Annotated in this window: 10 protein-coding genes; 4 read left to right on the forward strand and 6 right to left on the reverse strand. The window is 46.8% G+C overall.

All coding sequences use genetic code 11. The features are described 5' to 3' along the window. Window positions 1-13: 13 nt before the first annotated feature. Window positions 14-742, reverse strand: a complete 729-nt coding sequence (locus ACJJJA_RS03215; protein WP_444887913.1) for a pteridine reductase — start codon at window positions 740-742, stop codon at window positions 14-16. Beyond that, window positions 735-1,955 carry a multifunctional CCA addition/repair protein gene (locus ACJJJA_RS03220; RefSeq protein ID WP_444887914.1) on the reverse strand — a complete coding sequence of 407 codons (1,221 nt, stop codon included), beginning with the start codon at window positions 1,953-1,955 and terminating at the stop codon, window positions 735-737. Before ACJJJA_RS03220 ends, ACJJJA_RS03215 begins: the two co-directional genes overlap by 8 nt. 531 nt (window positions 1,956-2,486) lie before the next feature. Between ACJJJA_RS03220 and ACJJJA_RS03225 the strand changes: the two genes are divergently transcribed. Further along, window positions 2,487-3,059, forward strand: a complete 573-nt coding sequence (locus tag ACJJJA_RS03225) for a helix-turn-helix domain-containing protein (RefSeq protein WP_444883633.1) — start codon at window positions 2,487-2,489, stop codon at window positions 3,057-3,059. An 82-nt stretch (window positions 3,060-3,141) separates the two neighbouring features. Here ACJJJA_RS03225 and ACJJJA_RS03230 read toward each other — a convergent pair whose 3' ends face one another. From ACJJJA_RS03230 to ACJJJA_RS03240, 3 genes are all read right to left on the reverse strand, one after another. Next, window positions 3,142-4,731, reverse strand: coding sequence for a SpoVR family protein (locus ACJJJA_RS03230; RefSeq protein ID WP_444887915.1), 1,590 nt, complete (start codon window positions 4,729-4,731; stop codon window positions 3,142-3,144). Further along, complete coding sequence (locus tag ACJJJA_RS03235) at window positions 4,725-6,008, reverse strand: YeaH/YhbH family protein (RefSeq protein WP_444887916.1); 1,284 nt, start codon at window positions 6,006-6,008, stop codon at window positions 4,725-4,727. The genes ACJJJA_RS03230 and ACJJJA_RS03235 overlap by 7 nt, the downstream gene beginning before the upstream one ends. 176 nt (window positions 6,009-6,184) lie before the next feature. Next, on the reverse strand, window positions 6,185-8,107 hold the full coding sequence (locus ACJJJA_RS03240; protein WP_252084352.1) for a PrkA family serine protein kinase: 1,923 nt from the start codon (window positions 8,105-8,107) through the stop codon (window positions 6,185-6,187). Between the two features lie 340 nt (window positions 8,108-8,447). On the opposite strand from ACJJJA_RS03240, the gene galE reads away from it, so the two are divergent. The 3 genes from galE to ACJJJA_RS03255 all read left to right on the forward strand — a co-directional run bounded on the left by galE (window position 8,448) and on the right by ACJJJA_RS03255 (window position 11,132). Further along, the gene (gene galE, locus ACJJJA_RS03245; RefSeq protein WP_444903729.1) at window positions 8,448-9,473 is read left to right on the forward strand and encodes a UDP-glucose 4-epimerase GalE; all 1,026 of its coding nucleotides are present in this window, start codon (window positions 8,448-8,450) and stop codon (window positions 9,471-9,473) included. 109 nt (window positions 9,474-9,582) lie between these two features. Then, complete coding sequence (locus ACJJJA_RS03250; RefSeq protein WP_444887918.1) at window positions 9,583-10,203, forward strand: ABC transporter ATP-binding protein; 621 nt, start codon at window positions 9,583-9,585, stop codon at window positions 10,201-10,203. Further along, a complete protein-coding gene (locus ACJJJA_RS03255; protein WP_444903730.1) occupies window positions 10,200-11,132 on the forward strand; it encodes a hypothetical protein in 933 nt (310 codons plus the stop codon). Before ACJJJA_RS03250 ends, ACJJJA_RS03255 begins: the two co-directional genes overlap by 4 nt. Before the next feature lie 91 nt (window positions 11,133-11,223). On the opposite strand, the gene ACJJJA_RS03260 is transcribed toward ACJJJA_RS03255, so the two are convergent. After that, the gene (locus tag ACJJJA_RS03260) at window positions 11,224-12,036 is read right to left on the reverse strand and encodes a symmetrical bis(5'-nucleosyl)-tetraphosphatase (protein ID WP_444883638.1); all 813 of its coding nucleotides are present in this window, start codon (window positions 12,034-12,036) and stop codon (window positions 11,224-11,226) included. Window positions 12,037-12,038 lie beyond the last annotated feature (2 nt).

Consider the following 12,038-nt stretch of genomic DNA (forward strand, 5'->3'; position numbering starts at 1 on the left):
TTGTTGAACTGTTTTAGATATTGAGGTTGCGGCCGCCGTCAACGGCAATAATCTGACCGTTGATATAGGGGGCATCACAGACAAGGAAGCGCACGGTCTTGGCGATATCGCTGGGGTCACCGGTTCGGGCCAAAGGAATGCGCTGGGTGATTTTTGCTTTCTTGGCTTCGTTAGTTGCCTCTTGCTCTGGCCAAAGAATGGCACCGGGGGCGACTGCATTGACCCGGACCTGGGGAGACAGCTCCAGAGCGAGGCTTTTTGTCAGCATTACCAGCCCAGCCTTGGCGGCGCAGTAAATAGTGTGCTCGGGCATCGGGCGCTCGGCGTGAATATCCGCCATATTAACAACGCAACCCTGTTGTTGGCTGAGTGTTTCTTTCAGGGCCTGAGTGAGAAAGAAAGGGGCTTTGAGGTTACTGCCTACCAGCCGATCCCAGTCCTCCTCGGTCGCCTTTCCCACAGGTGTGGGGTGAAATGCTGAGGCATTGTTGATCAGAATATCAATACCGCTCCAGGCCTCTTGTGCGCGCTGGGCCAGATTGGAACAGGCTTCGGCGCTATTCAATTCACTGTGCAACGCTATGGCAGAGTTGGGGCGAAGTTGGTTCAGCTCGTTTGCCAGGGCCTTGGCAGCATCAGCCGAGTTGCGATAGTGAATAACAACTCTGTGATCTCTATGCAGCTCCACAGCAATAGCACGGCCCAAGCGTGCAGCGGCACCGGTAATCAGCACATTACGCAATGTAGTTATCCTTTACTTTGGCGATTGCCTTGATGCGCTCCCGGTCCAGTGCTTGCCCGAGTTTCGCACCCTGGAAGCCCTGTTTAATCAACTCCTCGGCAGTTACTGCCGCTGCCCCATCTCGAGCGGCGCGCAAAAAGTTCACCTGTGGATAATCTCGATTCTCCAGCCCCTCACGACCTCGGGCATCTGCCTCACAGGCGCGAAGAAAGTTTTCAAATCGCTCGGGACGTCGCAAGGCATCCAGACTGCGGATCATTTTCATAATGGTCTGTGGGCGCAATTCGAAGGCTCTGTGGCAGTGCAGGTGATATTCGCAGACCCCGACAGCTAGTGCAGCCAGGTCTTTTGGGGTACGCCAGCGCTCACAGACGGCCTTTACCAGGGGCACGCCTGCGGCCTCGTGTCCGTGGTGGCTGGGGAGAATCTCCTCGGGAGTCAGTCCTTTGCCCAGGTCGTGTAGCAGTACTGCAAAACGCAAGGGGAGCTCTGCCGGTGCGGCGCGCAGGGCTAGCAGTACGTGTTCTCCAGTGTCCACTTCGGGGTGGTGTTTGGGCGGCTGGGGAACACCAAACAAATTCTCTAACTCTGGTAAAAGTACTGATAGGGCGCCGCAGTCTCGCAGTACCCGAATAAAAATATCGGGGTCTGGCTCGGTAAGTGCCCGGCTTACCTCTTTCCAGACCCTCTCGGCCACCAGATATTCCACTTCACCCGCTTCTACCATCTGGCGCATGAGTATCATGGTTTCAGGGGCAACGCTAAAGCCAAGGTGATGGTAGCGGGCGGCAAAGCGGGCCACTCGCAGAACTCTTAGCGGGTCTTCTGCAAAAGCAGGGGAAACATGGCGCAATAGCCGAGCTCCAAGATCTTCCTGCCCTCCGTAGGGGTCAATTAGATTGCCGTCGCTGTCTTCTGCAATGGCATTAATAGTGAGATCTCGCCGCAGGAGATCCTCTTCCAGGGTGATATTGGCATCGGCGTTAACGGTAAAACCGCCATAGCCGTGTCCGCTCTTTCTTTCGGTGCGAGCGAGCGCGTATTCTTCACCGGTCTCAGGGTGTAGGAATACTGGAAAATCTTTGCCGACTGGGCTGTATCCGAGGTCCTGCATTCTATCTGCATCTGCCCCAACCACTACCCAGTCACGCTCGGTGACTGGACGATTCAACAGTCTGTCGCGCACTGCGCCGCCAACAAGGTAGATCTTCAAAAATTGTTCTCCAGAGCTGGAGATATCATTAATTCGGTAGGTGATTGTACTGCCATAAGTCCATTTATTCCGGCAATGTCCGCAGGGGTGCTGCTGGATAAGAATGCAGGGAAGGAGAGTCAGAGGTTTTGGCAAGATAAAAAAAAGGCCCCGAAAAAACAAGGGGGCCCAGGGTCTTAGGGTATTCGCTTAGCAAACATCTAATTGCCAATAGCGGGATCACTGACTTACCGGCCATACCCGCTGGAGAGGATCTGGCGACACACTGGTACCGCTAAATCTGTAGTCATTCTATGTGACCTGTCATACCTGTCAACTATATCTTTTAGTATTTTTTGAGGGGGTTGTATCTCTGTTCGTTAACTAAATACATGGACCGAATTTCGGGCTGGTTTTGCAGCATTGAACAGCATAATTTATAGGGGCGATCCTGTTGGGCAGGATAATTTCGCGCCTGGCTTCGGGGGATGGAGTTGGGGCTTTTGAAATTGACTTGTTCGTCAAGGATTGCAGTTGTTGGGGAGAATAAATATGAGCGAACTACATGTGCTAACCACCGGGGAAGCGGCTCGGTATTGTGGAGTCAACTTCCGAACGGTGATTCGCTGGATTGAGCGGGGGCAGCTCAAGGCTTACAAGCTTCCTGGGCGTGGCGACCATCGGATTTGTGTAGAGGACTTCGTGGGTTTCCTGCGGGATAACTCTATGCCAGTGCCGAATGACCTGGCGGTACCCAGTCGCAAAGTTCTGTTGCTGACAACAGATCCGGAACTGACTTCTTCAGGCCTCCAGGCCTTGAAAAATATCGGCTGTGAAATTGAAGTGGCTGGTGACAGTTTCTCTGCGGGTGTTTTATTAGCTAATGCCAAGCCGGCGCTGTTGGTTGTCGATGCCGCATTGGTTGGTGACGGGGGCTTTCAGGTGCTGGATTACTTGAGGTCGCGCAGCGAGTATAGCAGCCTACGTATCCTGGTTGTGGCTGCTGAGGAAGATCTGGATAAAGCCCGCTGGCTGGATGCGGGGGCCGATGCCCTTCTGGCACATCGTGAAGAACGCGGTGAACTGGCTGCTAAAGCCAGGTTGCTGCTAGAGGCTGATCACTAAGCCAAGTTTTCTGCCTGGATTTATTCCTGGCCATTCGCCCCGTTTGCACGGGAGTTTTAACAAAAAGCTCCCGTGCAAAGATTCAGATTGGTTTCGGAATCAGCATTGACTCCTCTTCTCCTTCCTGTCGATCACGGCCCTGTTCAGGGCAGTGGAAGCTAGCCGTAATTTCATCGCCGTTGAGGCTGTTTAGATGTATATCAAAACCCCAGAGTCTGTGTAGATGCCTTAAAACTTCCGGAGTATCTTTGCCAAGTGGACGGCGGCGATGCTGGGTGTGATTTAAGGTAAGTGAACGATCTCCTCGTGTATCTACAGAGTAAACCTGTATATTGGGTTCTCGATTACCCAAGTTGTACTGGCCGGCGAGATTCTCCCGAAGTTGTCGATAACCACTTTCGTCATGGATTGCACTGACAACAATTTCATTTTCCTGATCGTTGTCGCTGACACAAAAGAGTTTCATATCACGCATCACTTTTGGTGAGAGAAACTGTAGGATAAAACTCTCATCCTTGAAGTCACGCATGGCAAACTGAAGTGTTTCTCGCCAATTGCTCCCAGCGATATCTGGGAACCAGCGGCGATCTTCATCAGTCGGTTCTTCACAGATACGCCTGAGATCACTGAATATACTGAAGCCCAAGGTGTATGGATTGATGCCAGTGTAATAAGGACTGTCAAAACTGGGCTGATAGATCACGTTCGTATGACTTTGTAGGAACTCCATCATAAAGCCTTCAGTCACTCTTCCTCGCCGGTAGAGTTCTGTTAGCAGTGTGTAGTGCCAAAAAGTGGCCCACCCCTCGTTCATGACTTGAGTTTGGCGCTGTGGATAAAAATACTGTGCGAGCTTGCGCACGATACGTACTAATTCTCTTTGCCAACCTTCAAGTAAGGGGGCATTTTTTTCGATAAAGTAAAGGAGGTTCTCCTGGGGTTCCTCCGGAAAACGTTTCTCATTGGTTTCCTCGGTGCCTTCTCCAAGTTTTGGGATCGTTCGCCATAGATCGTTGAGTTGACGTTGCCGATATTCTTCACGCTCCTGTTGCTGGCGCTCTTCTTCAATAGCGGAGATAGGGTAAGGGCGTTTATAGCGATCTACGCCGTAGTTCATTAAGGCATGGCAGGAGTCGAGAATGGCCTCGACTTCATCAAGCCCGTGGCGTTCTTCACAGCGGGAAATATAATTTTTGGCAAAGATTAGGTAGTCGATAATACTACTGGCATCCGTCCAGGAGCGGAAAAGATAATTGCCCTTGAAAAAAGAATTGTGTCCATAGGATGCATGAGCGATCACCAGGGCCTGCATTGTCATGGTGTTTTCTTCCATGAGGTAAGCGATGCAGGGGTTGGAGTTGATAACAATTTCGTAGGCGAGCCCCATTAAACCGCGCTGATAATTATTCTCAACACTTATAAATTGCTTGCCAAACGACCAATGGTTGTAGCCCACTGGCATACCCACCGAAGAGTAGGCATCCATCATTTGTTCTGAACTGATAACCTCAATTTGATTGGGGTAGGTATCCAGGCCAAATTCGTCTGCCAACGCGCCAATGGCGAGGTCATATTCCTGGATCAGCTCAAATGTCCACTCTGAGGTGGTAGAGATAGGGTTTGCTGATTCTGGTTTTTGCGAATCGCTGCCGCTGGCAAATGTATCTAGCATCGAGCGGTCACCTTCTGGCTGAACAGTTGACGGAATACAGGGTAAATATCCTGCACATCCACAATTTGCTCCATGGCGAAGTGATTTGGGAATAGGGTACGTACACTTTCGTATTCTTCCCACAAGGCTTGGTGGTCTCTGGGAGTTATTTCCACGTAGGAGTAGTACTGTACATGGGGCATGATGTCGTCAATTAGGATACGATGGCAGGTGCTGGAGTCATCATTCCAGTTGTCGCCATCTGAAGCTTGGGCGCCGTAAATATTCCATTCACTCTCCGGGTATCGATCGCGCATAATCCGTCTCATTAACTTCAAAGCGCTGGATACGATGGTTCCTCCTGTCTCACGAGAGTAGAAGAATTCCTCTTCATCCACTTCCTTGGCGCTAGTGTGGTGGCGGATAAAAACGACTTCTGTGTATTCATAACTGCGTTGCAGGAATAGATAAAGCAAGAGGAAAAAGCGCTTAGCCATGTCTTTAGTGGCTTGATTCATAGAGCCGGATACGTCCATAAGGCAGAACATAACCGCACGCGAACGAGGTTTTGGTTGTTTGATTAATAGATTGTATTTCAGATCAAAATCATCCAAAAATGGCACCCGCCCAACACGGCGACGCAACTCAGCGATTTCGCCTTTCAGAGCCTCTATCTTGCGCTGATCGCGCAAAGCAGTATCTTTTTGTTCCTCTAACTCTAGGGATGTCTCCAGTTCACGGATATTTCGCCTTTTACTACTAGTGAGTGCGATACGACGAGCATGAGCTGCTCTTAAGGAGCGAATGACATTTAGCCGACCAGGGGTGCCTTCGTTACTGATTCCAGCGCGGACAACTTGAAAGGACTCATTACCAGCGAGCCGCTGTTTAACCATGTTGGGTAGCTGTAGCCCTTCAAACATAAAGTCGAGAAATTCTTCCTGTGAAATTTGAAAGACAAAGTCATCCACTCCCTCGCCACTATCACTGGCTCCTCCGCCACTGCCATCACCACCTTTAGGTTGCTGGCGTGGAATACGATCCCCTGTGGTAAATTCTTTGTTGCCAGGTAAAACACGCTCGACATGCCCCCCTGAGCCATGTGAAAAAAGGGGTTCACTGATATCTCGGGTAGGAATGCTGATACGTTCACCCTTGTCCATGTCCATTATGGATCGGCTGTTCATAGCGTCACCCACGGCTTTCTTTATATGGGCTTTATAGCGCCTTAAAAAGCGTTGCCGATTTACAGTACTTTTCTTTTTTCCATTTAGGCGGCGGTCGATGATATAGCTCATAGTTCTGCCTTTAGTCTGAATAAAACCATCTGGCAAGGCCACCATGCAATCTATTCAGAAATGCTTTTGTCGTCTATTTGGTCCCCTGTAGGGGGCCAAATAGACGAAGTTTTTCAGATCTAGGAAAATAGGAATAGATACTTGAAAGTTTCTATCCGTCATTGCAATTAATCCAGCTACTGAGATTTACGTACTCGGAGATACCATTCTGATAACAGGCGAACCTGTTTTTCTGTATAGCCGCGTTCTACCATGCGGGCAACAAAGTCTGCATGCTTGCGCTTGTCATCCGCAGAAGCTTTGGTGTTAAAGGAAATAACTGGCAGGAGATCCTCGGTGTTTGAGAACATCTTTTTCTCAATAACAGCGCGCAATTTCTCATAGGATCGCCAATCTGGATTTTTCCCCTGATTGTTGGCGCGAGCACGTAAAACAAAGTTGACAATTTCATTGCGAAAGTCTTTTGGATTAGAGATACCTGCAGGTTTTTCTGTTTTCTCTAATTCTTCATTTAGTGCGCCACGGTCTAGGATTTCCCCAGTCTCTGGATCTCGATATTCCTGATCCTGAATCCAGAAGTCTGCATAGGTGACATACCTATCAAATAAATTTTGCCCATACTCGGCATAAGATTCGAGATATGCGGTTTGGATTTCCTTGCCAATAAATTCTACATATCTTGGGGCGAGATATTCCTTGATGAATCCAAGATAGTTTTCTTGTATTTCTGGAGGGAATTGTTCTTGTTCTATTTGTTGTTCCAGGACATAGAGTAAATGCACAGGATTGGCTGCTACTTCTGTAGCATCAAAATTAAAAACTTTGGAGAGTATTTTGAAGGCAAAGCGAGTGGACAGCCCATTCATTCCTTCATCGACGCCGGCATTATCTCGATACTCTTGTATAGTTTTGGCTTTGGGATCTGTGTCTTTCAGATTTTCTCCATCATAAATGCGCATTTTTGAGTAGAGGCTTGAATTTTCCGGGTTTTTAATGCGTGAGAGCACCGAAAATTGAGCCAGCATACGTAAGGTGTCAGGTGCGCATGGAGCTTTTGAAAGGGAGCTATTTTCCAGTAGCTTCTGATAGATTCGAATCTCTTCCTGAACCCGAACACAATAGGGGACTTTGACAATATAAATTCTGTCAAGGAAGGCCTCGTTGTTTCGATTATTTCGGAAGGACTGCCATTCAGACTCATTAGAATGTGCCAGAATGGTCCCATTAAATGGTATAGACCCGAGTCCTTCGGTGCTATTGTAGTTGCCCTCTTGGGTTGCGGTAAGTAGGGGGTGAAGCACCTTGATCGGGGCCTTGAACATCTCAACAAATTCCATCAGCCCTTGGTTGGCACGACAGAGACTGCCTGAAAAGCTGTAGGCATCTGGATCATTCTGAGGAAAATCCTCTAGCTTTCTGATATCAATTTTGCCAACCAGGGAGGAGATGTCCTGATTGTTTTCGTCGCCAGGTTCAGTTTTGGAGATGGCAACCTGATCAAGAATCGATGGGCGGATCTTAACTACCCGAAACTTACTGATATCACCTTTGAATTCATGAAGGCGCTTAACAGCCCAAGGGGACATGATAGTATTTACATAGCGTCTGGCAATACCATAGTCTTCTTCAAGGATTCGCCCATCTTCATTGGGGGAGAACAAACTCAAAGGAGATTCAAAAACCGGAGACCCTTTGATTGCGTAGATCGGCACTTGCTCCATAAGTGCTTTAAGACGTTCTGCCAGTGAGGATTTACCGCCCCCAACAGGCCCTAATAAATAGAGTATTTGTTTTTTCTCTTCCAGCCCTTGAGCGGCATGTCGGAAGAAGGAGACGATTTGCTCAATTGCCTCTTCCATACCATAGAACTCGCCGAAAGCCTTATAGCGCTTGATAACCTTATTACAGAAAATACGTGATAAGCGAGGATCGCGAGAGGTATCTATCAGCTCTGCCTCTCCAATGGCCATCAGCATTCTCTCAGCGGGTGACGCATAGGCACTGCGGTCTGTCTTACAGAGTTCCAGGTATTCTTGAATACTGAGCTCTTCATCCTGGATTGACTCGTATCGTTCCAGGTAGTGATTAAAAATTGTCATGGAATTTACCTCCCTGTAGCCTGGTGGGCAGAGTCCAGCGTCCTGCTTATCATTTTGAATCAGAGCACTGACTAGTTGTTTCTGTGGCTTCCGCAAAGTGTTTGATTGGCGGTTATCCAGTCATTACTTTGTTTTAGTGTTGCCCGGCATAAAGCGCTATTCATTATCGCCGTTGCTAACCTTGTCCTTCCCCGGATTCGATGAAACGGTTCCGGCTTTTCCAGCATAGCTTTTTGGTTCACTACGGCACTGGATTGTCATTCAGAGAGGTTGAATTTAATGGCAGTTTTGGTCTTTACTTACGACCCGGAAGAAGTAAGTGGGTTAATAAGGAACTGAAATGGCGATTTTAGTGACTGGCGGCGCCGGTTATATTGGTAGTCACACCTGTGTTGAGATGCTTTTGGCTGGATTACAGCCAGTAGTGGTGGATAACCTCTCCAATAGCAGTCGTGAGGCCTTAAACAGGGTAAATCTGATCACAGGTGAGGATATACCTTTTTTTGATCTGGATATTGCTGATAAGCCTAGGCTTCGCCAAGTATTTACTGATCACAAGATAAAGGCAGTAATTCATTTTGCAGGCCTTAAAGCAGTGGGTGAATCCGTGGCTCAACCTTTGCGCTATTACCAAAATAATGTGGCTGGTACCTTGGCACTTATGGAGGTGATGGAGGAGTTTGATACTAAACAAATTATCTTCAGTTCCTCAGCCACGGTCTATGGAGATCCAGAAACGGTACCTATACATGAAAGCTTCCCCACTGGCGCTACAAACCCATATGGTGCTAGCAAGCTGATGGTAGAGAATATAATGAGGGATATTTGCTCAGCGCCAGGTAACGACTGGAAGGTAAGTCTTTTAAGGTACTTTAATCCAATTGGTGCACATAAGAGTGGTTTAATTGGTGAAGATCCTCGCGGTATACCTAATAATTTACTGCCTTATGTTGCCCAGGTTGCTGTTGGTCGGCGCCCATTCCTACAGGTTTTTGGGGATGACTACGCTACGGTAGATGGTACTGGTGTCAGAGATTATATCCATGTGGTGGACTTGGCTCGAGGTCATCTTGCAGCTTTAAATATGTTGTGTAAACCCTCAACCCCAGTAGGTTGCTATACCCATAATCTTGGTACAGGCAAGGGAAATTCAGTATTAGAGGTAGTAAGGGCTTTTGAGGCGGCTAGTGGGAAGTCTATACCCTATAAAATTGTACCCCGTCGAGCGGGAGATATTGCTGAATGCTATGCAGATCCAACCCTGGCGGAGAGTGAGCTTGGCTGGAAGGCTGAGCTTGGCCTGGAACGGATGGTAGAGGATACCTGGCGTTGGCAGTCTCAAAACCCAAATGGTTACGAAGCTTAAGTAACTATCTTCTCTGATTGTAATGCTATGTAGTGGGAGGGAGTCTACTACTTAGTGCCAATTCTTTAAGAACTCTGGAACTATTAACTCCGCAAGGAGTCACTACTTTTTGTTATTTAGGATAGCTTATTCTTTATGGAGTGAAGAAGTTTTGAATCAATTGGTTGTTGATGCTCTATATGTTCATCGAGGAATAAACAGTGTTATTGAAAATCTGTCCTTCTCTGCCTCTTCCAGAATAATAAAAATATTGGGAAAGAATGGCTCCGGAAAGACAAGTTTTTTGCTCGGGATATCAGGTCTAATTTCTATATCCTCAGGTACTATTAATTTACTTGGGGAAATAAAAAGGTCAAGCCGAAGAGAAAGGTGTGGAGTGTATTCTGATGCGATCACCCTTCCAAGTTATTTATCTGTTGAGGAAGTCCTATCTGTTTGCCATATACAAAAATCTGACCGTTTAAAAGAATTTAAAGAAGAGTTTTTGTGCGATATTCATTCTTGTGCAAAAGTTTCCGACTTATCGGAAGGGCAGCGAAGAAAAGTAGCTATAGTTTGTGCCTTATTTAAAGAAAATGGAGTTCTTTTATTAGATGAGCCCTTCAATGCTTTGGATGAGAACTCTAGCAGAGCTTTGATCGAGCATTTATCAGATTATTCTGGAATGCTTATTTACGCGAGTCATAATTCCGTTTCTTTTTCAGAAAAAGAAACGGAGGTAATGTTGTGAGCCTGTCTTTGAATAACTTGTTGTTTGCAGGGGTTGCCTTTAGGTTGAGAATTTGGGTTGAGGCAAATCAATGGATTTTAATTGGGCTGGCCTCAATAATAACCCCTGTATTGATGATGATTCATCTTCCTGTAAGCTTGCTCTTGACAGGAGAGGGTGGAGATATAAGGACTTCTCTCTCTATTCTTCTAGTGGCGCATATTGCTTTTGCAGTTTGTGGAATTCTGTTGTCTCCTGAATCTGCGGAGTTAAAGTGGTATCTGAGCTGCTTCCACCCTCTAGACTTGATTAAATCTCTATGTATAGTTCAGCTTAAATACAATCCACTTTTTTGGGCGTTATGGTTGCTTCCGCTCTTAGTGTTGGTGTACTTGGGAGAGCCGTTTAGTATCTTAGGGTACCTGACTTGGTTTTTCTTATTCTGTACCATCCAATTGCTTTCTTTTTTGTGTTTAATGGGGCTCAAATATAGACAAATTCTGTTTTCACAATCAAGGACAGTTTTATTAAAAAAATCGCGTATAGTCATCAGATTACTAATCGCGTTTGCAATTACTATTTGCTGTTATGTGTTTGCGGCTAATGAGGTTTTGATTGCCTTGCGTATTTTATTGGTAGTTGGCTCTTCAATAATTTTTACCTACGCAATAAATTCCATTTTGGAGGATGAGGCTGAAGTTAATTTTTGGATGATGATGAAATCTTGTGGAAAGGGTGAAATTGTTATTCAGGAGTACTACAAAGGTATCCTAATACCCATGCCTGGGATTATGGTGGTTCTCTTTATAAATGGGCTGGAGTCAGCGGCCCATTTTTTGATTTATATGCTTGCTATAACGGGGTTCTCTTTACTTTCACTTTATAAGTGGGGGCGAGTTATTTTAGCTCCTTTATTAACTGTCACCGGGGTGATATTGTTGAGCGTATAAACCCTCAAGTCAGGTATACAGCTCTAAGGACAAAACTAAATTTCTAGTAGCCTCCATTGACCCCTGAGATTTTTTATAGTTTTGTGGAGGCTCAGAGGCTGCAGTCTGTACAAAAAAACTCTTCGTCTCCCAGGCGCATAGCTGTTAGATATCCCCCCCATACACAGCCGGTATCCAAAGCATAGATATTTTCGGTATCGGCTCTTCCTTCAAGGGCGGCCCAGTGGCCAAAAATTATTTTGTCATTTTTAGTCTTTCTATTAGAAAAACTAAACCAGGGCTTGTAATCACCATGGGATGCCTGGGGCCCACGTTTGGTAACAAGGTCGAGGGTGCCATCCTCCTTGCAGAGGCGCATACGCGTGAAATAGTTGGTAATTGAACGAAGCCGCTCAATTCCGATTAGGTGATCATCCCAGCAGTGGGGTTCATTACCATACATGCCGTAAAAAAAGGCCTTTGCCATGGCTTCATTCGAGAGAGCATGCTCTACCTCACGAGATAGCTTTTGGGCTTTGGTAATACTCCAGATAGGGGGGATACCGGCGTGGACCATAGTGTATCCCTTTTTATGTACCATTAAGGGAAGGGTCTGTAGCCAGCTTAACAGACGATCTGAATCTTTTGCCCTTAGAATCTTTGCGAGATCTTGCTCTTTCTCTGCAAGATGCTTGGCCCCATGTGCCAAGGCCAAGAGATGCAGATCGTGATTGCCAAGAACCGCGGTAACTTGATAACGGTGTTCATAGAGAAAGCGTAAAGTCCCCAGACTGTCTTCGCCACGGTGCACTAAATCTCCGGCGATCCATAGTTTGTCACTGTCAAAACTAAAATGGATTTTCTTTAATAGGCGCTTTAAAGATTCGAAACAACCCTGAATGTCGCCAATAGCATAGGTAGCCAAAC

The organism is Microbulbifer mixtoriginis (SeqCode), assembly GCF_052466865.1.